Genomic DNA, 23349 nt, shown 5'->3' with positions numbered 1-23349 from the left:
CTCACTGCCAGCCGGCGTCGAGCAGCGCCTGCTGGCACGCCTTGTTCACCACCTTGCGGGAGGCGAGCAGGCAATCCAGCAGGTTGGCGTCGCCGGGCTGCACGCTGCCGCAGAACTGGGCAGCGTCGGCCCTGCACAGGCGGAAGGCGTCCTGCCGCGCCACACTGCGCTTGTCGATCGAGGCGATCGCCGCGCGCAGATCCGTGAAGCACTGCGGGGGCACCTTGGCATTGTTCTTCTCAAGGCAGTCCAGCACCTTGCCGCTGCCGATGTTCACCTTGCCGCAATAGGTGGTGATGGCCTTGCCACAGCTCTTAGCGATCAGCGCGCCGGCCTCGGCATAACTCATCGTCTGGGCGCTTGCGCCCGTCGTCAGCCCGGCGAGCAACAGCCCGGCCAGCCAGATCCGTCCCCTCATCATCCCACTCCCCGTGCGCCGGCATGGCGCTTGTGATGGCTTCTCCCGCGCAGGCGGACTCCATCTTGCTACACACACTGCGCCCCGACATTGCACCCGATCAATGACATAATTTGGTCGGAATCCCGCCGCGATCCATCCTGCACCTTGGTACAAGGGCACCGCGCGGATAGCGCCAAGCGACACAGCGGCGCGCAGGGGTGAAAACAGTGCGCTGTCACCCCGGCGAGAAAGCCGGGCGGGCACGGCATCGCCCGATCGCACGGGTTGACGCCGGACGCGCATTAAGAGAAGAACGCCCACCAACGCGGCGCAGAGGCGGCCACGAAGCACGGCACAGGCACACCACCCCGCCAAGCCGGTCATCCGCCAACCCTCTGACCCGACGTGGCGTTTCTGGCTCGCCGGCTTAGCACAGCGGTAGTGCAGCGGTTTTGTAAACCGAAGGTCGGGGGTTCGATCCCCTCAGCCGGCACCAGCGCCTCCTCCCTTCCATCCTCAAAGCGCGACGCGGCGGGCCGGATGTGGCATCCTCTCCTGCAATGCGTATCGCCGTGACGTGAGGGTGCCGCGTGAGCCTGATCCACAATGAACGGACCAAGCTGACTGCGCTCTATCTCAACGGCCTGTCCATCGCCCTCTTCGCAGTTGGCGCGGTCGGGCCTGTGATCTCGGTGATGAACGAGCCGGCCTCGACCCGCACGCCCTTCATCGGCCTCGTCGCCGGGGTTTGCATCCTCTCCAGCGGCGCCCTACATTATGCAGCGAGGTATGTCCTCGGGAGGCTTCGGCCATGACGCTCGCCAATTTCATGCTCCTGATGATCGCGCCCGCCGGCGCGCTGGCGATTGCGGCCGTCCTTCTCGCCACCACCGGACAGCACAGCCCCGGCCCGCGCCATCCCGGCCCGGCGGAGTGACCTGCCGGGCCGGCGCCCGGACTCTCCGCTTTTCGCCATGCCGTCGCTTGTCCTCGGCCGACAGAGCATTTTCGAGCGAAGCGGATACCGGTTTGCGTGAAGAAAATGCGACCGGGTCGATGAGTTAGCGTGCTTTCAGGAAGCGGCCGCACCGCTGCGTCCTCCACCGCGGATACAGGCGCTCTCACACGCCGAAACGAAAACGCCGGAGACGCGGCTGCGTCTCCGGCGTTTCATGTCGCTGCCGGCGACCGGGCTTCGGCCGGCGGCATGTCGGCCTCAGGCCGCCCCCGATCTCACTTCGACCAGGAATCGACCTCGGCGCGGTTGGCGTCCACCCAGGCCTTTGCGGTGGCGGCGGGGCTGGCGCCGGGCTTCTCGTTCTCCACCATGATCTTCTGCTCGGCGTCGAGCGAAATGCGGAAATTGTCGAGGATCTTGTAGGCGCCGGGGGCCTCTTCCTTCAGCTTCTTGGACACGATGGTGTTCACCGTCTCCTCGCCGCCGAACACGCCCTTGGGGTCCTTGAGGTATTTCAGGTCGAAGCTCGCGAACATCCAGTGCGGGGTCCAGGCGGTCACGATGATCGGCTGCTTCTTGGTGTAGGCATCCTTCAGCGCGGCCACCATGGTGGCGTCCGAGCCTTCCACCAGCTTCACCGGCAGGCCGTATTCCTTCACCGCCTTCTCGGAAGCCTTCATCAGCCCGGCGCCCGGATCGATGCCGATGACCTTGCCGTCGAACTCGGCGGCCTTGGCCTTGATGTCCTCGATCGAATTGATGTCGACATAGGTCGGCACCGCCCAGCCGATCTTGGCGCCCTCGAGATTGGGGCCGAGATTCTCCACCTTGTCCTTCAGCTTGGCGTAATAGGCGCCGTGGGTGGCGGGCAGCCAGCCGGCGACCATGGCGTCGGCCTCCCCGCTCGCCACCGCCTGCCACATGGCGGCGCCCGAGAGCGGCACGGTCTTCACCTTGTAGCCCTGCTCCTCCAGCGCGATCTTCGCCACATTGGTGGCGACCACGGTGTCGGACCACTCGACATAAGCGAGGGTGATGTCCTTCTTCTCGGCATGGGCCGCGCCGGCGGCAAGGCCCAGCGTCGCCGCAGCGGCGAGGCCGAGGAGACGGTTGAGCAGCGAGCGGTTTCGTGTGGTCATGGCGTTTTCCTTAGCCTCTGTTCAGTCGTTTTTCTTGTCGACCCGCATGCGCAGCGCGACGTGCTGCGTGATGCGGTCCAGGATGATGGCAAGCACCACGATGGCGATGCCGGCCTGGAACCCCGCGCCCGCCTCCAGGCGCTGGATGGCCTTCCACACTTCGCCGCCCAGGCCGCCGGCGCCGATCATCGCGGCGATCACGACCATGGACAGAGCGAGCATGATGGTCTGGTTGATGCCGGCCATGATGGTCGGGATGGCGAGAGGCAGCTGAACCTTGAACAGCTTCTGCCAGCGCGAGGAACCGAAGGCATCCGCGGCCTCCACCAGTTCCGGCGGGGTCTGCAGGATGCCGAGCGCGGTCAGCCGGATGGTCGGCGGCATGGCGAAGACGATGGTGGCGAAGCACGCCGACACCGCGCCCAGCCCGAAGAACGGAATGGCGGGGATGAGATAGACGAAGCTCGGCATGGTCTGCATCATGTCGAGCAGAGGTCCCACCACCCGCCAGAACCGGCGGCTTAGCGCCGCCGTGATGCCGATGGGCACGCCGATCATCAGCGCGAAGGCGGTGGAGACCAGCACCAGCACTAGCGACTGCATGGTGGGGATCCACAGCCCGACATTCCACAGGAAGGCGAAGCCCACCGCGGAGAGCAGCGCGATGCGCGCCGTGGTCAGCCGCCACGCCAGCAGCGCCACCGCGACGATGACCACCCAGGGCGGCAGCGACACCAGCGTGTCGGTTATGGTCTCGATGCCGGTGCCGATCACCGCGCTGATGGCGCGTGTCACCCCGGAGAAATGGTCGGTCGCCCAGTCCAGCGCCGCGTCGCACCAGTCGGCGAGCGGGATCTGCGGAATCTCGAAGGCCATCGTCAGCCCCTCACTGCACGGGATGGGCGGGCGAAGCGCCGGCGGGCGGGGTGGCGCGGTGCCGCCGTGCCAGGGCCGCGACGAGATCGGCATTGGTGATGATGCCGCGCAGATGGCCGTCGTCGCCCACCACCGCGATCTCCCCGCGTCCGCCCGCGAGTGCCACCACCGCCGTGTTGAGCGGGGCGCGCTCGGCGACGAAGGCGTGGCGGTCGGCGGCGAGCAGCTTGAGCACCGTGCCGCCGGCCCCGCGCAGGCTCGTCGCATCGACGGTGCCCTGGAAGCGGCCTTCCTCACAGATCACGGTCGCGACCGGCTCGCCGGCCGCATCGAGACGGGACAGCGCCTCCGCGGCCGGCATGTCCCAGCGGGCGACGAGGGCCGGAGCGCGCATCGCGTCCCCGGCGGTCACCACGCCCAGCACGTCGATGTGCTCGACGAAGCGGCGCACATAGTCGTCCGCCGGGTTGCCGAGGAAATCCGCCGCCGACCCCTGCTGGACCACGCGACCGTCCTTCATCAGCACGATCCGCCCGCCAAGCGCGATGGCCTCGTCGAGGTCGTGGGACACGAAGACGATGGTTTTCTTCACCCGCTTCTGCAGCGCCACCAGCTCCTGCTGCATGTCGCGGCGGATCAGCGGGTCGAGCGCGCTGAAGGCTTCGTCCATCAGCAGCACGTCGGGATCGAGGGCCAGCGCGCGGGCGAGGCCGGCACGCTGCTGCATGCCGCCGGAAAGCTGCGAGGGCAGATGCTGGTCCCACCCCTTGAGCCCCACCTGCTCGATGGCCGTCATCGCGCGCTCGGTGCGCTCGGTGGGAGCGACGCCCTGGATTTCCAGGCCGTATTCGACATTGCGCAGGATGGTGCGGTGCGGAAAAAGCGCGAATTGCTGGAACACCATGCCGAAATGCTTCCGGCGGAACGCGAGCAATTCATGCTCCGAGAGGCGGGTGACGTCGGTTCCGTCCACCACCACCTCGCCCGCGCTCGGTGTGACGAGGCGGTTGATGCAGCGCAGGCAGGTGGACTTGCCGGAACCCGACAACCCCATGACCACCAGGATCTCACCGGGCGCGACATCGAACGACACGTCCTGCAGCCCGACCACGCAGCCGGTGTCCTTCAGCACCTCGGCGCGCCCCTTGCCCTGCGCCAGCAGGGCGAGTCCGCGCTCGGGGTGCTCGCCAAAGACCTTTGTGAGCCCGCGCACGCGGATGCGTGCCTCGGACGCCGGGTTCGGGTGTGGAATCTGGTTTGGCGTCATCATCTCCCCTCGCTTCTTTTTGGAACAGTTTCGACCTGCCTCGGCGAAGGGACTTGCACGGATGCGACGGCAGCCACCACCGAGGCGACACCGAGGCGTCCCGCGCAACCGATTGACAGGTTTCCGTTTTTTCTGCAGCGCAGCATGGATGGAGCGGCACGCGGTACTCCGATGCGTCTCTCCGGTCGCCATGGCCGCGATGCGCGAGGATGCTGCATTGTGTCGCATACCTGCAGCCTGCACACGAAAATGTAACGAATGCACCTTCTGCACGTTTCCTGCGGGCGAGGAGTCTGGCAGGATCAGGACAAGGGGCGAAAATGGGTGTTGAAACGCGGGTTTAGCGTGCCGCTATTCGAGCCGGCACCTCGCGAATCAGCCTAAGCTCCCGGCAGCGATGGAGGGGCCGGGATGACGGTGAACTGGCAGATGCCGCTCAGCATAGCGGGCGTGTCGATCATCTGCCTCGCCTATGCGTTCATGGTGCCGGGCGTGAGCGTGCTGGACCTGTGCGCAGGCGCGGGCCTCGGCGGCTCCGCGATGTGGGCGATCAGCGAATATGAGACCGCCACCCGCCGCCGGCGCGAACGTCCGTCCGCCGAGGCGGACGGCGCCGGGAACGCGCTCCCGCTGGTTTCGCAGCGCCGTGCCGCGACGCGCGCCGATAGCGCGGGCTCCCACGCGGCACGCCCGCAGCCCGCCGGCACCTCCGCGCCCGCCGCCACGCATGCCGCCGCTGCCAAAGCCTATGACGCGCCCGCCTACGGCCATGGGGCCGATGCGCCCGGCGATCCCCATGCTGGCTATGGGTCCGCCCACGATTCCGCCGCTCGCCGTTCCGCCGCGCAGCATTCCGGCCGGCCCGCGCATTCCCACCGCAACATGGCCCAGCAATCCGCGCCCGCGCATGCGGCCGATGCCGCCCAGCGCGAACAGGCTGTCCGCACCGGATCGCACACGGCGCCGCCGGCAGCCGCCCCCGATCGCCGGGATGCGGAAGCGGGGCTGAATGGCCAGCGCCGCGCGCAGCGGCCGGCGGCGAACGCCGCGGCCCCCGCTGCGGAATCCGTTCCTCCGGCCATGGACGCGCTGCCCGCCGGAAACTGGGTACCCGATGACGAGGCATGGGACGTGGTCGATACGCCGGTCGCCGGCCATGACCACCCTGCGCCGCTCTATGCGCCGCTCTCCTCCGCCCACAAGGCGGCTCTCCCGGCGCTGCATGCCCTCGCCTACTCCGCCGATCTCGATGCGTGGCGGGCCGGCGAAGCCTGGCGCGCGGAGGAGGACGAGACCAGCTTCACGCCCGATGCGCAGGACCATGCCTCCACCCGCATGCTCGACGCCGACGATCAGCAGGCCATCGAGCAGGAAGCGACCGAGCTTCTGGTGCAGGAGCTGGCACAGGAGCTTGTCACCGCGCTCGCCGAACGCCAGCGCTTCACGCTGCAAGCGGACGAACAGATGCCCACCGCCACGAACGACCCGCCTCTGGACCGGATGCGCGCGCCGGAGGGCCCTCGCCGGCATCGCGACGCCGGCTATGAGCTCATTCCGCCCGGAGGGCGGGAGCCACGCCCGGCCGCCAGCCATGGCTGGTCGATGGAGGACACCGGGTATGGTGCCGCTGCGGAAAGCCTCACCCTGCGCATCGAGCTGCCGCAGGTGGTGCGCCAGGCTCTGGGCCGGCATGTCACCGTCGCCCGCGAGCGGGAGAACGTGCTCGCCGCCCAGCGCAACCTCGCACCCCTGCAGCTCGAACTCGGCCGCCGCGAGCGCATTCGCCGCGAGCTGGAGCGCCAGCGCGCCGAGGAGCGCGAGCACGCCGCACGGCCCGTGAACGGCTATGCCGCAAACGGATATCGGGCGAATGGTTACGCCCATGACGAGCCGATCCGGGCGTCGGACCTCAGCAGCGAGGCCGGCATGTCTACTCGCGCGGGCAAGGGCCGGCAGGCCACCTGAGGCATTTTGCAATCGGGCGAACCCGCCTGACCTGCGCACGCGCATGATCTCAAGAGTGCTTCATATTTAAAGGGCTGGAGCATTTTATTCCTGCAAAGGTCGATCCATTTTCGCGGAAATGGCCCCTGGCGCGCCAAGCGAAAGAGGTCGGTCGTCACGTCGGCACGAACGGAGCCGCGAGCCTCACCGCCTCCGCATCCCGCGATCGGCCGACGGAGCGGCGCAGGCCCGTGGCACATCGAAGAGATCGCCGCCACGCACCGCACGCGGCTTTGCCCTCACATCATTCGCCTCCCGCGGCCGCACGCCCGCCGCATCGGTGCGGGCGCCCGCGCGACGCTCGCCGGCAAGGAAGGCTCCGAGCCTCATGGGCCATCAGCCCCAATCGGCAGCCCTGCCGCCCCTGGTGTCGTGAGCCGATCCGCTGCTGCCTGAGCTTCGCCCGTCCGGCGCTCCTGCCGCCCGCCCCCCTTCACCCGTCGTCGGAATAGCGTTCCTCGCGCCACGGATCGGCGTGGTTGTGGTAGCCCCGCATCTCCCAGAAACCGCGACGGTCGGCGGCCATGAAGTCGATCTGCTTCACCCACTTCGCGCTCTTCCAGAAATACAGGTGCGGAATCACCACCCGCACCGGCCCGCCATGCTCGCGGGTCAGGGGCGTGCCCTGCCAGGCATGGACCAAAAGCGCGTCCTCGGCCGCGAAATCCTCCAGCGCGACATTGGTGGTGTAGCCGTCATAGGAAGAAAGCGTCACGTGGCTGGCCTGCGGTTTCGGCCCCACGATGTCGAGCAGGTCGCGCACCGCCACCCCCTCCCAGTCATTGTCGTAGAGCGACCAGGTGGTGACACAGTGGATGTCCGTCACCATACGGCTCTGCCGCTGGTCGAGGAAATCGCGCCAGCTCCACGAGACCGGGTTCTCGACGAGGCCGGTGACGTCCAGTCGCCATTGCGCGGGAGCGATCTGCGGCTGCAGGCCAAGGTCGAGTACCGGCCAGTCGCGCACCAGATGCTGGCCGGGCGGCAGCCGTTCCGCCTCTGGCCGCGTGACGCGCCCGGTAAGGAATTTGCCCTCGCGCGCCCAGCGCTGCTTGGTTGCGGTCAGCTTGCTGTCCGGCGGCGCGGCGCCGGCAACGGAATCGGGCGGATCGGAACGGTCGGCCATCGGGGGCTCCTGCATCGCATGGGGGCCTGTCGCGGATCATGCAGATATGGTGCCGGAAACCGCGATCCACACCGCCCGAAACGCGGACGGCGCCACCCCGTTCCCGGAGCGGCGCCGTCCTGTTCGTCAAGCGGCCGAGGTCGTCAGTGCGTGGGGCCGGAGCGCTTGCGCTGCACCATGTTCAACGCCTCCACCGCGGCGGAGAAGGCCATGGCGGTGTAGATATAGCCCTTGGGCACATGGGCCCCGAAGCCTTCCGCGATCAGCGTGGTGCCGATCAGCAGCAGGAAGCCGAGCGCCAGCATCACGATGCTGGGGTTGCGTCCGATGAAGTTGCCGAGCGGATTGGCCGCGAGCAGCATGGTGAGCACCGCGATCACGACCGCCACCACCATGATCGGGATGTGGTCGGTCATGCCCACCGCGGTCACGATGCTGTCGATCGAGAACACGATGTCCAGCAGCAGGATCTGCACGATCGCCGAGGTGTAGCCGATCGTCATCACCTGCCCGGCGCTCGCCTCCGCCTCCTCATGCGGCTGCATGGTGTGGTGGATTTCCTTCGTCGCCTTCCAGACCAGGAACAGGCCGCCGGCGATCAGGATGAAGTCGCGCCACGAGAAGGGATGGTCGAACAGCTCGATCACCGGTTCGGTGAGCTGCACGATGAAGGCCACCGTCGACAGCAGGCCGAGGCGCATGATGAGCGCGAGGCTGATGCCGATGCGCCGCGCCTTCGAGCGCATGTGCTCCGGCAGCTTGTTGGTCAGGATCGAGATGAAGAGCAGGTTGTCGATGCCCAGCACCACTTCCATGGCGACGAGCGTGACGAGCGCAGCCCAGGCCGTGGGGTCTGCGGCAAGCTGAAGAAGGTAATCCATCGATCACTCCGCCGGGGTGATGGTGGCAGGCAGGACGGGACGCGGCGCGACCGGGCGATGCGCAGCCGCTGCACGCGCATGCAAAGGTGTCGCCGCGCGCGGTGCGAACCGCAGAAAGGGGTCATGAGTCAGGGCCGGGGCACGCAGGGAGCCCGGAAAGACGGTCGGACGGGTGGACACGAAGCAGCCTTTTCTGCCGGCGCATGACATCGGAAAGGATCCGACATCACGCGAACGCCGGCGCGGCTCGCGTCAGAGGGGCCCGGATCGGGTATCTCTATGTAGCGTGCCGGAACGGCAGCGACAAGGGTGGGCCGTGACAAGGCAGGCGAGTCCCGTGCGCAAAAACGCTCTATGCTCGCGGTTCGTAGACACCGTCCGGTTGCGCATGCCCACACACCCCGCCCTCCGCATCGCCCGCCTCGCCGCATGTGCGCTCCTGCTGCCGGCGTCGCCCGCCCGCGCCGAGCCGGACCTGACCCCCGCCGAGCACCCGACCGCGAGCGACGAGACCGTGGTGCAGGCATTGTGCCGGCTGACCGAGAACGCCGCGCGCGAAAACGACCTGCCTGTCGACCTCTTCACCCGGCTGATCTGGCGCGAAAGCGCGTTCCGCACCGATGTGGTGAGCCCGAAGGGCGCGCAGGGCATCGCCCAGTTCATGCCCGGCACCGCCAATGAGCGCGGGCTCGAGGATCCGTTCGACCCGGAAAGCGCCCTGCCCGCCTCCGCCCGCTTCCTCGCCGAGCTGAAGGCACGATTCGGAAATCTCGGGCTGGCGGCGGCGGCCTATAATGCGGGGCCGGCGCGGGTGGAGAAATGGCTCGGCGGAACCGGCGGCCTTCCCTTCGAGACGGAAGCCTATGTCGTCGCCGTAACCGGGCGGGAGGCCCAGGACTGGGCGGACCAGCGCAAGGCGAGGACGGACGCTCCCGCGTCGGCCTCATCGGACTCATCGTCCACCTCATCGGACCGACCGGCCACCGCGCCCGAGGCCCCCCAGAAGGGCTGCCTCGCCATCACCGCCGAGCTGCGCAAGGGTGGTGGGGAGCTTGCGGTGGAGATCGCCACCATCACCGCTCCATGGGGCGTGCAGCTCTCCGGAAACTTCTCGAAGGCCCGTGCGCTCGCCGCCTATCAGCGCACGCGAAAGCGCTATTCCGCCGTGCTGGAAGGCACGGAGCCCATGGTCATCGGCCAGCGCCTGCGCTCGCGGGGCAGCCGAATCTATTACCGCGTGCGGATCGGCAGTCCGACGCGCGCAGACGCGAACCAGCTTTGCGCCAGACTTCACGCCGCCGGCGCCGCCTGCATCGTGTTGCCGAGCTGAGGCACGTGGACCCGTCATGTTGTTGAAGACATGCGACGGAATCGCAGAAGACAAGCGACGCCGGCTGTCTCTGGCGCGCAAGCCGTGTCATCGTCCATACACAGCCCCCGAATAGAGCGGACGCGCGCCGTCCCCGGAGGGGCGGACAAAGATGTTTGGGAGGCTCAAGATGACCCGCTTTTCCCGCCGTGACGTCATGAAGGCCGGCGCCTTCGCTCTCGCCGCCCCGGCGGTGCTCCGCGCGCACGACGCCCTCGCCTCGTCCGGCTCGGTCAATGTCTATGCCTGGGGCGACTATTTCGACAAGAACACCCTGCTCGCCGACTTCACCAACGCGTCCGGCGTGAAGGTGAACCTGTCGACCTACGGCTCCAACGAGGAAGCCGAGAACAAGCTGCGCGCCGCCGGCGGCAAGGGTTTCGACGTGATCTTCCCCTCCGTGGACACCGGCCCGAACTACTACAAGGACAACCTGCTGCAGGCCATCGACGAGAAGAAGTTCAAGGTCGCGCAGGTGGTGCCCTCGATCTATCGCAACTCGCTGACCCTCGGCGCCGCCCATCGCGGCAAGCGTTATCTGGTGCCGTTCGACTGGGGCACCGAAGGCATCACCTGGGATTCGACCAAGTTCGACAAGAAGTCGGGCGAGATTTCCTATGGCGACCTCTGGCTCCCCGGCCATGACAAGCAGACCGCGATCCGCCAGAAGTCGGTCTTCAACGGCGTGGCGCTTTATCTCGACTCGACCGGCGAGCTGAAGTCCAATCGCGGCCTCGACCTCTACAAGTCGGAAGCCGATGCCCGCCGCGTCTTCGATGGTTGCCTGAAGTTCATCACCGCTCACAAGGGCAATATCGGCGCCTTCTGGAACAACGCCACCGAGGCGACCGCCGCCTTCACCGACGCCGGCTGCACCATCGGCCAGACCTGGGACACCACCGGCATCCTGCTGAACCGGAAGACCGACAAGAAGTGGTCCTACGGCATGCCCAAGGAAGGCGGCCTTGCCTGGACCGACACCTTCGGCATCCCCTCGGGCGCCGAGAATGTCGAGCAGGCCTATGCGCTGATGAACTTCCTCTACGAGGCGCCGAACGGTGCGAAGTTCGCCAACACAACGGGCTACAACACCTGCGCGAACGGCGCCGAGAAGTATCTCTCCGACGAGGCCCGCACCGCCTTCGAGGCGGCCTATCCGGCCGGCACCATCGACAACCTGTTCTGGTGGCCGATGCAGACCGACTTCTATGCCAAGCTCCGCGGCGAATATGTCGAGAAGCTGACAAACGCCTGACGATGAAGGCGGGGTCCGTGCCCCGCCGCCCCTGACGTTCCGGCCCATTGCGGGCCGCCATCGCCCGTCTTCGGCGCATCCCGCGATGCGCCGAAGACGGGATCCCTGACGCGACAGCGTGGCCGCGTCGGCCCATGGCGCCGCTGCACCTTTCAGGATCTCACCTTCATGCGCGGCAAGGACGTCAGGCTCGACAAGGTCGCCATCCGCTTCGGCGGCACTACGGCCGTGCAACCCACCGACCTCGCGATCGAGGCGGGCGAGTTCTTCTCCATCCTCGGCCCGTCCGGTTGCGGGAAGACCACCCTGCTGCGCACCATCTCCGGCTTCATCGAGCCATCCGACGGACGGGTGCTGATCGGCGGCGAGGATATGGCCGGCAAGGGTCCGAACGAGCGTCCCACCGCGCTGATCTTCCAGAATCTCGCGCTTTTCCCGCTCATGAGCGTCGCCGAGAATGTCGCCTTCGGCCTGGAAGCGCGCGGCGTTCGCAAGCGTCAGCGGCTCGCCAGGGCGGAGGAACTGCTCGCCCTCGTGGCGCTGGAGGGTTATGGCGGCAAGATGCCCTCCGACCTTTCCGGCGGCCAACGCCAGCGTGTCGCGATCGCCCGTGCGCTGGCGGTCGAGCCCTCCGTGCTGCTGCTTGACGAGCCGCTCTCGGCGCTCGACCTGAAGCTGCGCCAGCACATGCGCGCGGAGCTGCGCGCTATTCAGAAGCGCGTCGGCATCACCTTCATCTACATCACCCACGACCAGGGCGAAGCGCTCACCATGTCTGACCGCGTCGCGGTGATGAGCCGGGGACGGATCGAACAGGTCGCTAGCGCGGATTCGATCTATGCCGACCCCGCGACACCCTTTGTCTCCACTTTCGTCGGCGAGCAGAACGTGTTCCCCGGAACCGTGGTGTCGGCGAACGCCAATGAGGCCGTGGTCGAAACCCCGGTCGGCAAGGTGTCCGGTCGGCCCAAGGGCGCGCTGGCACCCGGCGCTCCGGTGCTGGTGATGGTACGCCCGGAACGGCTCGCCCTCGACGGAAGGCGCGAGAACAGCTTTCCCGCCCGCCTCGCCGAACGCCATCTGGAAGGCGCCAGCGTCAACCTCGTCTTCGAGGCCAAGGAGCGCCGCATCCTCGCCGTGGTGCCGAACGGACCTGCCGCGCGCGACCTGCCGGAAGAGATGACGCTCAGCTTCGGACGCAGCGACGCCATGGTCTATCCGGAAGGGCCGCTCGCCAATGGGTAGCCTCGCCCGCGCCTATGGCCGCCCGCTGGCCGCGCTAATCATCGGCATCACGGTGCTCTGGATCCTGGCGCTGATCGTCGTGCCGCTCGGCGCGATGGTGGAACAATCGCTGTGGTGGAAGGAATCGGCGGGCGAAACCTCGCTCACCATCGACCGGCTCTACAACGACATCGCAACCCTGCAGCTCGACCGCGACAGCGCGACCGACACCGAAAAGCAGGCCGCGCTCGACGCCGAGATCGTCGCCAAGCAGGCGCAGGCGACCGAGCTGGAGGCGAGCGAGAAGAATCCGCGCAAGATCTATGGCCTCGCCAATTTCACCCGAATGAGCGAGCTGCACATCTACATCTTCGTGCGCACCATCTTCTATGCGCTCTTGGTGACGCTGCTCGCCCTCGTCGTCTGCTACCCGCTGGCCTATGCGGTCGCGCTGGCGAGCGGTCCGCGCAAGACCGTCGTACTCACGGTCGCGCTCATCGTGCCCTATGCGATCAACGAATTGCTGCGGGTCTATGCGTGGCTGATGATCCTCGACTATCGCGGCGTCATCAACGGCGTGCTGGGCTGGCTCGGTGTCGTCGATCTCGACAATCGCGGCTGGATTCCCTTCCTCGAGAACCCGTCCGCCGTCTTCGTCGCGATGATCTACACCTATGTGCTCTTCATGGTGTTCCCGATGGTGAACACGCTGGAGACGCTGGACCGCAACCAGATCGAGGCGGCCCGCGATCTCGGCGCGACGAGCTGGCGCATCCATCGCCGCGTCATCATCCCCCATGCCAAACCGGGAATCGCGGTCGGCTGCATCATGACGTTCATGCTCTCCGCCGGCTCCTATTCGGTGCCGCAGATCATGACCCGCGGCCAGGGCGGCGACTGGTTCAGCCAGCTCGTCTACCGGCAGTTCTACGAGAGCAACAACTGGAATATGGGGTCCGCCTATGCGGTGTCGCTTCTGGTGGTCTGCACCCTCTTCATCCTCCTCATGATGCGCCTCTTCGGCGTCGGCCTGCGGGACATCGCGAAATGAGTGCCGCCTCGACCGAAAGCCGCGGCGCGCAGCTCGTGCTCAACATCTATGTCGGGCTGTTCGTGCTCTATCTCTTCCTGCCGCTCGCGGTCATGTCGGCAGCGGCCTTCAACGCGTATGACTATCCCTCGGTCACCCAGTGGCAGGGATTCACGCTGAAATGGTTCGTGGCGCTCGCCCATGACCAGCGGCTGCTGCAGGGACTGTGGAACTCGCTGCTCGTAGCGCTCGGTGTGATCGTGGTGTCGATCCCGGCCGGGCTGTGCGGAGCGCTCATCCTGACCCGGCTGCAGGCGAAGACAGGAACCGCGCTCTATTCCGTGCTGGTGTCGCCGGTGCTGACGCCGGGCATCATCCTCGGCATTTCCAGCCTCATCTTCTGGCGCCGCTTCGGCGTGCCGGGCGGGCTGTTCGTGGCGGTGATGGCGCAATCGAGCTTCATCGCCTCCTATGCGATGCTGCTTTTCCTCGCCCGCCTCCAGCGGCAGGACCGGACGCAGGAAGAAGCCGCGCTTGATCTCGGCGCCGGCCACTTCATGGTGTTCCGCCGCATCACCTTGCCTTTCCTCGCGCCCACTGCCTTCACCGCGGCTGTGGTGGCGTTCCTCCAGTCCTTCGAGAACTACAACACCACGGTCTTCGCCATTGGCGGCGAATGGACGCTCGTCACCGAGATCGCCTCGCGGCTGCGCTTCGGACTGTCACCTGTCATCAATGTTGTGGGTGTCATCTTCGTCGCCCTCACGGTCGCAGCCGCTGTCACCTATGTTCTGCTGAACAGCCGGAAAAAGCAGGCCTGAGCGCCGAGCCTCTCGGCATAGGCTCTCACTCGATCGTGAAAGCCGTGCGCGGTGACCCGATGGGGCCCCGGCTCTAGCCTGCGGACGCGTAAACAGAGGTACGACATGACGGATTTTTCCCGCCGCACGCTCTTCGCCGCCGCTGCGGCCCTTCCGGCCTATGGCGCGCTGTCCTCGATGCTGCCGGCGCCAGCCTTCGCGAGCCTGTCGCAGTCCGGCCAGCAAGTGCCGAGCCTCTACCGCTACAAGGTCGGCGACCTCGAGGTCACCGCGGTCAGCGACGGCGCGCGCGTTTCCCCGCTTGCGGAAGGCTTCGTCAAGAATGCGAGCCTTGCCGACGTGAATGCGGCATTGAAGGCAGCCTTCCTGCCCGAAGGCCAGATCGTCTCGCAGTTCAATCCTCTGCTGGTGAACACCGGCGAGAAGCTGATCCTGATCGACACCGGCAACGGACCGCAGGCCGGCACGGCGAGCGTCGGCAAGCTCATGCAGAATCTGAGTTGGGCCGGGGTCAAGCCGATCGACATCGACACCATCATCATCACCCATTTCCACGCCGACCACATCAACGGCCTGCGCGACGACGATGGTGGCCTTGCCTTCCCCAATGCGGAAGTCATGGTGCCGGCGGCGGAATGGGCGTTCTGGATGGATGACGGCCAGATGAGCCGGGCTCCGGAAGGCCAGCAGGCCGGCTTCAAGAATGTGCGCCGGGTGTTCAAGGATATCGAGACCAAGGTGAACCGCTTCGAGGCGGACAAGGAGATCGCGCCGGGCATCACCTCCATGGCCACCTATGGCCATACACCCGGCCACACCTCGCTGGTGGTCGCCTCGGGCAAGGAGAAGCTGCTGGTGCAGGGCGACGTCACCAACCTGCCGGCGCTGTTCGTCACTCACCCGGAATGGCAGGTGCAGTACGACATGGACCCGGCGAAGGCGACGGAAACCCGCCGCAAGGTCTATGACATGCTGGCCGCGGAGCGCATGGCGGTCACCGGCTATCACTTCCCCTTCCCGGCGCTCGGCTTCGTCGCGAAGGACGGTGACGGCTACCGCCTCGTTCCCGCGGCGTGGAACCCGGTGCTCTGACGCTCGAAGCCCTGCGCGCAAGCGGGAGGTTGGCTTACGGACCGGAGCCTATTATGTCTCCGGTCCCTTCCCGCGCCGGCGCGCGGGTATCGATGCCAAGGAGCCGAGCCGATGGCGCAGACCCTTCCCGACCGTCTCTCAACCGACCCTGCCAGCCCGTTCTACGATGCGAAGCTGCTGGAACAGGGCATCGGGATCAAGTTCAAGGGTGCCGAGAAGACGAATGTCGAGGAATATTGCGTCAGCGAAGGCTGGATCCGCGTCTCCGTCGGCAAGGCGAAGGACCGCGCCGGCAACCCGATGACGGTGAAGCTGAAAGGCCCGGTCGAGCCCTATCTCAAGGGCGCGGAAGGCTGATCCTTCTGGGGCAGTTTCTCACTCGTCGGTCGCCGCGTCGATCCAGTCGAGATAGGCCGGATCCCCTCCATCGACCGGCAATATGAGAATCGCCGGCGTCTCGTAGGGATGGCGCGCCCGCACCGCCTGCGCGACCGGCTCGGCGAGGTCGGCCCGGGTCTTGAGGAACATCACCGCTTCCTCCGCCCGCTCGATCTCCCCCTGCCACCGATAGAGCGAAACCGCGCCGGGCAGGATGTTCACCGCGGCGGCGAGCCCGTCGGCCACGATCGCCCGCCCCGCCGCCTCGGCGTCGAGCATGGATGGCCACGTCGTATACACGACGATTGTGCTATATGCGTTGTCCGGCGCCGCCATTTGTTCCTCGTGCTCCGGGCCTGTCCGATGACCAACGCCGCCCGCCCCCGTTTCACCACCCATTCCGGCGACGGCCGATTCGTTGCGGACGTGGCGGGAACCGAAATGCCAGCATATGGCCGAATCGCCTTCGTCGCGAGCGAGGCGCAGGACGCCGGCGAGGCCCGCACCGTTCTGGCCGCGCGCTATGGCGGCGTGCCGCCCGATGATGCCGACGTGGTGGTCGCGCTTGGCGGCGACGGCTTCATGCTGCAGACCCTGCATCGCTTCCGCGACACCGGCATCCCGATCTACGGCATGAACCGCGGCTCGGTGGGCTTTCTGATGAACGCCTATCACGCCGAAGACCTGCCCGCGCGCATCGCCGCCGCGCAGCGCGTGGTGATCCATCCGCTGATGATGGAGGCCACCGACAGCAAGGGGGCGATCCACCGCGCTCCGGCGATCAACGAAGTGTCGCTGATCCGCCAGTCCTACCAGGCCTCGAAGCTGCGCATCGCGATCGACGGCAAGGTGCGGCTGGAGGAGCTCATTTGCGACGGCGTGCTGGTTGCTACTCCGGCCGGATCGACCGCCTACAACCTCTCGGCCCAGGGCCCCATCCTGCCGATCGGCACGCCCCTTCTCGCGGTCACGCCGATCTCGGCCTTCCGCCCCCGCCGCTGGCGCGGGGCGCTGGTGCCGGACCATTGTTCGGTCGAGATTTCGGTGCTGGAGGTGGAGAAGCGCCCGGTCAACGCCACCGCCGATCACTACGAGGTGCTCGGCGTCGTCTCGGTCCGCGCGCAGCTCGACCCGACCTCGTCCATGACGATGCTGTTCGACCCGGACCATTCCAGTGATGAACGCATCCTGCGCGAGCAGTTCGACTATTGCTGACTTCGCCCGGCCGGCTCAGTCCTGCCCGCCGCTATCCGAGCCGCCGCCATCGCCCGAGGAGTCGCCGGAGGGCTGCTGCGGCAGGCCCTCATTGGCGGTCAGCGTGAGCTCGACTGACTGGTCCTTGCCGGCCTCGACGTCGAACTCCTTGCTGTAGGTCTTGCCGTCATGGCGGGCGATAGCGATGTAGCCGCCTTCCGCCAGCACGAAGGCCGGGGTCGATCCGCCGGCTTCCTTGATGGAATCGCCGCCGGGGGAAAGGATCGACCACTGGGTGTCGCCCAGCGGCGTGGTCCCGGCCTGCGAAACCAGTTTCAGCGTGATCTCGGCGGCGCGCTGGTGGATCGTGGCGTCCGTCAGCTTTCCGTCCTGAACGGATAGGTCCGCCTGGATGACGGCATTGCCGTCACCATAGGTGGCCACGACATGGTAGTTGCCGGATGGCAGGATCAGAACCTCGCCCGAGCCGATGCCCCGAAAATAGGGTCGGCTCGACGGCTTGCCCTGCAGGAAGCTGCCTTCGAAGAGATCGAAGCTGATCTTCTGGGCGGGAATCAGCTTGTCGTTGACGTCGGCCTGCAGCTTCATGGCGCCGGCGTCGAGCACGAGCTGCTCGCGTCGCGAGCTGGCTCCCACGATGATGCGCTGCGCGGCACTCGCGAGGCCATAGGCGACGTGCACCACATAGCCGCCCGGCGACAGGAAGAAGACCGGCGAGGGATCGACCGCCTCCGCGACCAGCGGATAGGCGCCCGAGGCCTCGGGCTTGTCGGCGAAGACCCGCCACACCAACCCCCGCGGAATGACTGCGCCATCTGCGCCGAAACGCGCGCTCACACCGATCGCCGCCTTGCCGGACGGGGGTTGCGGCAGCACCGTGTGCGGATCGCGGCCCGGCGCGTCGGGCGCGGCCGGCGGCCCGTTCGGGTTGAGCACCGGCACCTGCGACATGCCGGGCATCGCCCGCAGCCCGCCAGCACCGCCGGTCGCGCCGGAAAACGGCATCGCCTGCGGCAAGCCGGGCAGCGGACTCATATTGACCGAGCTGTTGAAAGAATTGTCCTGCGCGAAGGCCGGCACGGCGCTGGCCAGAACCAGCCCGACCACCGCAAGGCGACGACCCCGCGGCGCGCGGCAAGAGGCCGTAAGGGAACAGGCCACGCGGGCAGAGGCTACGCGGGACGACATCACGGAAAAGCTCTGGTCATCGGACGGCATAGGCGATGTCGTGCCTCCAAACCCGGGCGAATTCAAGTCGCGCCGGCATACGCCCTCACCGTTCCGCGCCTTGGATGCGGCGCATCCCCGTGCTACCGCGACAGCAAATGAGGAACCGATCATGACCGATGCCCGTGCTTTGCTCGAAACCCGCAAGAGCCCGAAAGTCTTCGACCTCACCACCCCGGGCCCGACTCCCGCGCAGATCGACGAAATCCTCACCATCGCATCCCGCGTGCCGGACCATGGCAAGCTCGCGCCGTGGCGCTTTATCGTGTTCGAAGGCGAGGGCCGCCAGCGCGCCGGCGAGCTCATCGCCGGCATCTTCGCGCAGGACAACCCGGACGCCGATTCGCAGCGCGTCGAGATCGAACGCACCCGCCTCTCCCATGCACCTGTGGTGATCGCGGTGGTTTCCCGCGCCACCCCGCATGCGAAGATTCCCGAGTGGGAGCAGCTCCTGTCGGGCGCCGCCGCCTGCACGCTGCTCCTGCTCGCCGCCCATGCGCTGGGCTATGCCGGCACCTGGCTGACCCAGTGGTACGCCTATGATGCACGGGTGCGCGCGGCCTTCGGCCTTTCGGAGAACGAGCGCATCGTAGGCTTCGTCCATATCGGCACGCTGGCCCGCCCGCAGGAGGATCGCCCCCGGCCCGCCCTTACCGATATCGTTACCCGCTTCTGAGGAGGAACGATGTTCTACGAGCCGCGCCTCGACAATCACGGCCTGCCGCACCGCCCGCTCAAGGCCATCGTCACTCCGCGCCCGATCGGCTGGATCTCCACCCTCGCCCCGGACGGCACGGCGAACCTCGCGCCCTATTCCTTCTTCAACCTGTTGAGCGAGGAGCCCGACATCGTCGGCTTTTCGAGTTCTGGCGCCAAGCATTCGATGCGCAATGCCGAAGCGAGCGGGGAGTTCGTCTGCAACCTCGCAACGCTGCCGCTGCTCGAACAGGTGAACCTCACCTCGAAGCCGATCCCGGCCAGCGCCAGCGAGTTCGACCTCGCCGGGCTGGAACAGGCGCCCTCCCGGCTGGTGAAAGCGCCGCGCGTCGCCGCCGCCCCCTGCGCGCTGGAATGCCGCTATATCGAGACGATCCGGCTGAAGGGTGCGGACGGGCGCGAGGCCGGCACCTTCCTCGTGCTCGGCGAGGTGATCGGCGTGCATATCGACGAGCGCTTCATCGAGGACGGGCTGCTGAAAGCAGAGCGGATGCAGCCGATCGCTCGTGGCGGCTATTTCGACTATTCGTGGGTCGATCGGGTGAAATCTCTCCCACGCCCCGCAGGGGGTGAATGAATGGGTACCAAGACACCTCTGCGCCGCAGACTGTGATCGCCGAACCGGCTTTTGCACGCACACGAAAGGCGCTGCGTGTCGCCGGTGCAATATCGGGCGGGCCCCGGAACGTTTAACATCGCGTAACGTCCTGATTCCGGAGCCTTTCCCGTCCATGTCCCATTTCAGCCGCCGCTCGTTCCTTACCGGTGTTTCGATTGCCGGAATCGGGTTTGCCCTCGCCGGGTGCCAAACCACCTCCACCGCGACGCCGACCGCCTATATGCCGACCGCCCAGCCGCTCTCGGGATGGATGGATTCGCCCGTCACCTCGTCTCCCCTCGACACGACCGGCCCGCTCGGCTTCGTCGCGGCGGATTACGGTCCGGTGCAGGACAAGTTCCCGATCGCGGCGGTCGACACCAAGAGGATCAACCCGAAATACCAGCGGCAGGAGGTGAGCTACATCACCACCGAGCCGGCCGGCACCATCGTCGTCGATCCCCAGAACAAGTTCCTTTATTACGTGGAAGGCGGCGGACGGGCCATCCGCTATGGCGTCGGCGTCGGCAAGCAGGGCTTTTCCTGGTCCGGCGTCGCGACGATCAACTCCAAGCAGGAATGGCCGGACTGGTATCCGCCCAAGGAGATGATCGAGCGCCGCCCCGACATCAAGCCGGCCCTCACCCAGTTGCAGAGCGGCACCGGCATGCATGGCGGCCCTGGCAATCCGCTCGGCGCGCGCGCCATGTATCTGTGGCAGAACAACAAGGACACGCTGTACCGCATCCACGGCACGGTTGAGCCCTATTCCATCGGCTCGAACGTGTCCTCCGGCTGCATCCGCATGATCAACCAGGATGCGATCGACCTCTACAGCCGCGTCACCCCCGGCACTCGCGTCGTAGTGCTGGGTCCGAACGCCAAGACCTCCTGACCGAACGCGCGAACGCCCTGACGTTTCAAGCCTTCCCGGAACGGGGCCCGGTCCCGTTCCGACCTCCTGCGAGATCTTGCAGGCACCGCGGCACGATGCCAGCCTGACGCCCTGCGGCAACGCCTCCGGGCTGTTGCGCCTGGCGTTATTCGAAAACGGGGCGGAGCGTGGCGGGCAAGGTCATCACCATCGCACAGCAGAAGGGCGGCTCCGGCAAGACCACGCTGGCCGCCCATCTCGCCGTTGCCCTCGCCCGCGCCGGCATGGGCACGCGGGTCGCGCTTCTGGACTGCGATCCGCAGGGCAGCCTCGGCGAATGGTTCGAAAGACGCGAGACGGCGCTCGGCGAAGACGGCACGGGGCTCGATTTCCGCACCGCCAGTGGCTGGGGCGCCCGCCGCGAAGCCCGCAGCCTCGCTCGCGACTATGATGTCGTGGTCATCGACACCCCGCCGAAATCCGATATCGAATCCCGTCCGGCGATCGAGGCGGCGAGCCTCGTCGCGGTGCCGGTGCAGCCGACCCCGATCGACCTCTGGGCCACGGCTCCCACGCTGGAGATGATCGCGAAGGAAGGCACGCCCTCCCTCATCGTCATCAATCGCGCGCTCTCGCGCGTCGGACTGACCGAGGAGATGAGCACGGCCATCCGCGAACTCGGCCACCCGGCCGCGCAGACCCGGCTCGGCAATCGCGTCGGCTTCGCCGCCAGCATGGGGCAGGGCCGAGCCATTCAGGAAACCGAGCCCGGCTCGAAAGGCGCGCAGGAAATCACGGCGCTGGCCGAGGAAATCCGCCTGCTGCTGGGTTGAAACGCTGAATCAGTTTGCGCAGAAAGGCCCTCAAGACCTTGAAGAGACAGCAGAAAGGGCGACGCTGAATACGCCGCCCTTCGCCTTTGTCACGCCGCGCCGCGCACCAGATCCGGCGCCACGGCCTCGGCCGTGAGGCTCATCATTGCCTCGTCCAACGTCATCGCCGTCTGGTTCGGGCTGCCGAGGCGGCGGATTGAGACGGTGCGCTCGGCCGCTTCCTTGCGCCCGACCACGATCAGCGCCGGCACCTTGGCCAGAGAGTGCTCGCGGACCTTGTAGTTGATCTTCTCGTTGCGCAAGTCGAGTTCCACCCGCAGCCCCGCCTTGCGCGCCAGCGCGGCGATCTCGGCGGCGTAGTCGTCACCCTCGGAGGTGATGGTCGCCACCACTGCCTGCACCGGTGCCAGCCAGAGCGGGAAATGCCCGGCGAAGTGCTCGATCAGGATACCGGTGAAGCGCTCCATCGAACCGCAGATGGCGCGGTGGATCATCACCGGCGTCTTCTTGCTGCCGTCGGCGTCGACATAGAAGGCACCGAAGCGCTCCGGCAGGTTGAAGTCCACCTGCGTGGTGCCGCACTGCCATTCGCGGCCGATGGCATCGCGCAGGGTGTATTCGAACTTCGGCCCGTAGAACGCGCCTTCGCCCGGCAGGATACCGGTCTTGATCTTGCTGCCCGACTGCTCCTCGATCTGCTTGAGCACGCGGCCCATCACCTCTTCGGCATGGTCCCACACGGCATCGGAGCCGACCCGCTTTTCGGGCCGGGTCGAGAGCTTCACTACGATCTCCTCGAAGCCGAAATCGGCATAGGTCGAGAGGATCAGGTCGTTGATCTTCAGGCACTCGGCCGCCATCTGCTCCTCGGTGCAGAAGATGTGGGCGTCGTCCTGGGTGAAGCCGCGCACGCGCATCAGCCCATGCAGCGCGCCGGAAGGCTCATAGCGATGCACTGCGCCGAATTCGGCAAGCCGCATCGGCAGATCGCGGTACGACTTCAACCCATGCTTGAAGATCTGGACATGGCCGGGGCAGTTCATCGGCTTCAGCGCATAGACGCGGTCATTGTCGTCCGCATCGCCGGCCGGCTGAACCTTGAACATGTTCTCCTTGTACCAGCCCCAATGGCCGGAGATCTCCCACAGCGACTTGTCGAGCACCTGCGGGGCGTTCACCTCGCTGTAATCCGCCGCAAGGCGCCGGCGCATATAGGCGACGAGGCCCTGGAACAGGCTCCAGCCTTTCGGGTGCCAGAACACGACGCCCGGCCCCTCCTCCTGGAAGTGGAAGAGGTCCATCTCCCGGCCGAGCCGGCGATGGTCACGCTTCTCGGCTTCCTCGAGCTGGTGCAGATAGGCGTCGAGCTCTTCCTGCGTGCGCCACGCCGTCCCGTAGATGCGGGTCAGCATCGGGTTCTTCGCGTCGCCGCGCCAATAGGCGCCGGCCACCTTCATCAGCTTGAAGGCGTTGCCGATCCTGCCGACGCTCGGCATGTGCGGGCCGCGGCAGAGGTCGAACCACTCGCCCTGTCGGTAGATCTTGATCGACTGGTCGGCGGGGATGGCATCCACCAGCTCGACCTTGAACGCCTCGCCCTTCTCGGCGAAGACGCGCTTGGTCTCGTCGCGGGTCCACACCTCCTTGGTGAAGGGCGCGTCGCGGGCGATGATCTCGCGCATCTTCTTCTCGATCGCGGCGAAATCCTCCGGGGTGAAGGGCTCGTTGCGGAAGAAGTCGTAATAGAAGCCGTTCTCGATGACCGGGCCGATCGTCACCTGCGTGCCGGGCCACAGGGCCTGCACCGCCTCGGCGAGCACATGGGCGGTGTCGTGGCGGATCAGCTCCAGCGCCTCGGGGCTTTCCCGGGTCACGAGCTCGAAACGCGCATCGGTGGTGATGGGGTCGGCAAGGTCGCTCAGCACGCCGTCGAGCTTCATTGCGATCGACTTCTTGGCGAGCGACTTGGCGATGGAGGCCGCAACCTCGGCACCCGTGGTGCCCGGAGCATAGTCGCGGACGGCGCCATCGGGGAATGTCAGGTGGATCATCGTCTTCTCTCCGG

The 23349-nt window shown here is 66.8% G+C and carries 24 protein-coding genes and 1 tRNA gene; 16 read left to right on the top strand and 9 right to left on the bottom strand.

Features of this window, described 5'->3' with window-relative positions; translation table 11 throughout:
* Position 1 precedes the first annotated feature (1 nt).
* On the bottom strand, positions 2 to 418 hold the full coding sequence (locus tag MWN34_RS17035; RefSeq protein WP_247030505.1) for a cysteine rich repeat-containing protein: 417 nt from the start codon (positions 416 to 418) through the stop codon (positions 2 to 4).
* A 403-nt stretch (positions 419 to 821) separates the two neighbouring features.
* Between MWN34_RS17035 and MWN34_RS17030 the strand changes: the two genes are divergently transcribed.
* The 3 genes from MWN34_RS17030 to MWN34_RS19660 all read left to right on the top strand — a co-directional run bounded on the left by MWN34_RS17030 (position 822) and on the right by MWN34_RS19660 (position 1337).
* Positions 822 to 896: transfer RNA gene (locus MWN34_RS17030), tRNA-Thr, on the top strand.
* Positions 897 to 990: 94 nt separating this feature from the next.
* Positions 991 to 1215 (top strand): amino acid transporter, encoded by a 225-nt coding sequence (locus tag MWN34_RS17025; protein ID WP_247030504.1) that lies wholly within the window; start codon positions 991 to 993, stop codon positions 1213 to 1215.
* Positions 1212 to 1337, top strand: a complete 126-nt coding sequence (locus tag MWN34_RS19660; protein ID WP_281503065.1) for a hypothetical protein — start codon at positions 1212 to 1214, stop codon at positions 1335 to 1337. Before MWN34_RS17025 ends, MWN34_RS19660 begins: the two co-directional genes overlap by 4 nt.
* Before the next feature lie 296 nt (positions 1338 to 1633).
* Here the strand turns inward: MWN34_RS19660 and MWN34_RS17020 are convergent, their stop codons facing one another.
* The 3 genes from MWN34_RS17020 to MWN34_RS17010 are packed head-to-tail and all read right to left on the bottom strand — an operon-like array spanning position 1634 to position 4643.
* A complete protein-coding gene (locus tag MWN34_RS17020; RefSeq protein ID WP_247030503.1) occupies positions 1634 to 2497 on the bottom strand; it encodes a glycine betaine ABC transporter substrate-binding protein in 864 nt (287 codons plus the stop codon).
* Between the two features lie 21 nt (positions 2498 to 2518).
* Positions 2519 to 3373 (bottom strand): ABC transporter permease, encoded by an 855-nt coding sequence (locus MWN34_RS17015; RefSeq protein WP_247030502.1) that lies wholly within the window; start codon positions 3371 to 3373, stop codon positions 2519 to 2521.
* A gap of 10 nt (positions 3374 to 3383) precedes the next feature.
* Positions 3384 to 4643 carry a quaternary amine ABC transporter ATP-binding protein gene (locus MWN34_RS17010; protein WP_247030501.1) on the bottom strand — a complete coding sequence of 420 codons (1260 nt, stop codon included), beginning with the start codon at positions 4641 to 4643 and terminating at the stop codon, positions 3384 to 3386.
* Positions 4644 to 5051: 408 nt separating this feature from the next.
* On the opposite strand from MWN34_RS17010, the gene MWN34_RS17005 reads away from it, so the two are divergent.
* Entirely contained in the window at positions 5052 to 6605 is a 1554-nt protein-coding gene (locus tag MWN34_RS17005; protein ID WP_247030500.1) for a hypothetical protein, read from the top strand.
* A 472-nt stretch (positions 6606 to 7077) separates the two neighbouring features.
* Here the strand turns inward: MWN34_RS17005 and MWN34_RS17000 are convergent, their stop codons facing one another.
* Positions 7078 to 7770, bottom strand: a complete 693-nt coding sequence (locus MWN34_RS17000) for a sulfite oxidase-like oxidoreductase (RefSeq protein WP_247030499.1) — start codon at positions 7768 to 7770, stop codon at positions 7078 to 7080.
* A gap of 143 nt (positions 7771 to 7913) precedes the next feature.
* On the bottom strand, positions 7914 to 8651 hold the full coding sequence (locus tag MWN34_RS16995; protein WP_247030498.1) for a TerC family protein: 738 nt from the start codon (positions 8649 to 8651) through the stop codon (positions 7914 to 7916).
* A gap of 388 nt (positions 8652 to 9039) precedes the next feature.
* Here MWN34_RS16995 and MWN34_RS16990 point away from each other — a divergent pair, with 388 nt between their 5' ends.
* From MWN34_RS16990 to MWN34_RS16960, 7 genes are all read left to right on the top strand, one after another.
* Positions 9040 to 9981 (top strand): lytic transglycosylase domain-containing protein, encoded by a 942-nt coding sequence (locus MWN34_RS16990; protein ID WP_247030497.1) that lies wholly within the window; start codon positions 9040 to 9042, stop codon positions 9979 to 9981.
* A gap of 169 nt (positions 9982 to 10150) precedes the next feature.
* Positions 10151 to 11275 carry an extracellular solute-binding protein gene (locus tag MWN34_RS16985; protein WP_247030496.1) on the top strand — a complete coding sequence of 375 codons (1125 nt, stop codon included), beginning with the start codon at positions 10151 to 10153 and terminating at the stop codon, positions 11273 to 11275.
* A gap of 168 nt (positions 11276 to 11443) precedes the next feature.
* Complete coding sequence (locus tag MWN34_RS16980; protein WP_247030495.1) at positions 11444 to 12520, top strand: ABC transporter ATP-binding protein; 1077 nt, start codon at positions 11444 to 11446, stop codon at positions 12518 to 12520.
* Complete coding sequence (locus tag MWN34_RS16975; protein ID WP_247030494.1) at positions 12513 to 13550, top strand: ABC transporter permease; 1038 nt, start codon at positions 12513 to 12515, stop codon at positions 13548 to 13550. The genes MWN34_RS16980 and MWN34_RS16975 overlap by 8 nt, the downstream gene beginning before the upstream one ends.
* Positions 13547 to 14350, top strand: a complete 804-nt coding sequence (locus MWN34_RS16970) for an ABC transporter permease (protein WP_247030493.1) — start codon at positions 13547 to 13549, stop codon at positions 14348 to 14350. Before MWN34_RS16975 ends, MWN34_RS16970 begins: the two co-directional genes overlap by 4 nt.
* Positions 14351 to 14455: 105 nt before the next feature.
* Positions 14456 to 15442 (top strand): MBL fold metallo-hydrolase, encoded by a 987-nt coding sequence (locus tag MWN34_RS16965; RefSeq protein WP_247030492.1) that lies wholly within the window; start codon positions 14456 to 14458, stop codon positions 15440 to 15442.
* 111 nt (positions 15443 to 15553) lie between these two features.
* Positions 15554 to 15799, top strand: coding sequence for a DUF3297 family protein (locus tag MWN34_RS16960; protein WP_247030491.1), 246 nt, complete (start codon positions 15554 to 15556; stop codon positions 15797 to 15799).
* Between the two features lie 18 nt (positions 15800 to 15817).
* On the opposite strand, the gene cutA is transcribed toward MWN34_RS16960, so the two are convergent.
* Positions 15818 to 16156: a divalent-cation tolerance protein CutA gene (cutA, locus tag MWN34_RS16955; RefSeq protein WP_281503064.1), complete on the bottom strand. Its 339-nt coding sequence runs from the start codon at positions 16154 to 16156 to the stop codon at positions 15818 to 15820.
* A gap of 105 nt (positions 16157 to 16261) precedes the next feature.
* Between cutA and MWN34_RS16950 the strand changes: the two genes are divergently transcribed.
* Positions 16262 to 17035, top strand: a complete 774-nt coding sequence (locus tag MWN34_RS16950; RefSeq protein ID WP_247030516.1) for an NAD kinase — start codon at positions 16262 to 16264, stop codon at positions 17033 to 17035.
* A 15-nt stretch (positions 17036 to 17050) separates the two neighbouring features.
* Here the strand turns inward: MWN34_RS16950 and MWN34_RS16945 are convergent, their stop codons facing one another.
* Positions 17051 to 18142 carry a hypothetical protein gene (locus MWN34_RS16945; RefSeq protein ID WP_247030489.1) on the bottom strand — a complete coding sequence of 364 codons (1092 nt, stop codon included), beginning with the start codon at positions 18140 to 18142 and terminating at the stop codon, positions 17051 to 17053.
* Between the two features lie 232 nt (positions 18143 to 18374).
* On the opposite strand from MWN34_RS16945, the gene MWN34_RS16940 reads away from it, so the two are divergent.
* From MWN34_RS16940 to parA, 4 genes are all read left to right on the top strand, one after another.
* On the top strand, positions 18375 to 18938 hold the full coding sequence (locus tag MWN34_RS16940; RefSeq protein WP_247030488.1) for a nitroreductase family protein: 564 nt from the start codon (positions 18375 to 18377) through the stop codon (positions 18936 to 18938).
* 9 nt (positions 18939 to 18947) lie between these two features.
* Positions 18948 to 19556, top strand: a complete 609-nt coding sequence (locus MWN34_RS16935) for a flavin reductase family protein (protein WP_247030487.1) — start codon at positions 18948 to 18950, stop codon at positions 19554 to 19556.
* A gap of 154 nt (positions 19557 to 19710) precedes the next feature.
* The gene (locus MWN34_RS16930) at positions 19711 to 20472 is read left to right on the top strand and encodes a L,D-transpeptidase (protein ID WP_247030486.1); all 762 of its coding nucleotides are present in this window, start codon (positions 19711 to 19713) and stop codon (positions 20470 to 20472) included.
* A 167-nt stretch (positions 20473 to 20639) separates the two neighbouring features.
* Complete coding sequence (gene parA, locus MWN34_RS16925) at positions 20640 to 21284, top strand: ParA family partition ATPase (protein ID WP_247030485.1); 645 nt, start codon at positions 20640 to 20642, stop codon at positions 21282 to 21284.
* Positions 21285 to 21373: 89 nt separating this feature from the next.
* Here parA and thrS read toward each other — a convergent pair whose 3' ends face one another.
* Positions 21374 to 23335 carry a threonine--tRNA ligase gene (thrS, locus tag MWN34_RS16920; protein ID WP_247030484.1) on the bottom strand — a complete coding sequence of 654 codons (1962 nt, stop codon included), beginning with the start codon at positions 23333 to 23335 and terminating at the stop codon, positions 21374 to 21376.
* Positions 23336 to 23349 lie beyond the last annotated feature (14 nt).

This window comes from Ancylobacter crimeensis (genome assembly GCF_023016805.1).
Classification (GTDB): Bacteria; Pseudomonadota; Alphaproteobacteria; order Rhizobiales; family Xanthobacteraceae; genus Ancylobacter; species Ancylobacter crimeensis.
Note: the sequence above shows the minus strand (reverse complement) of the source record. Positions and strands in the feature narration are given on the sequence as shown.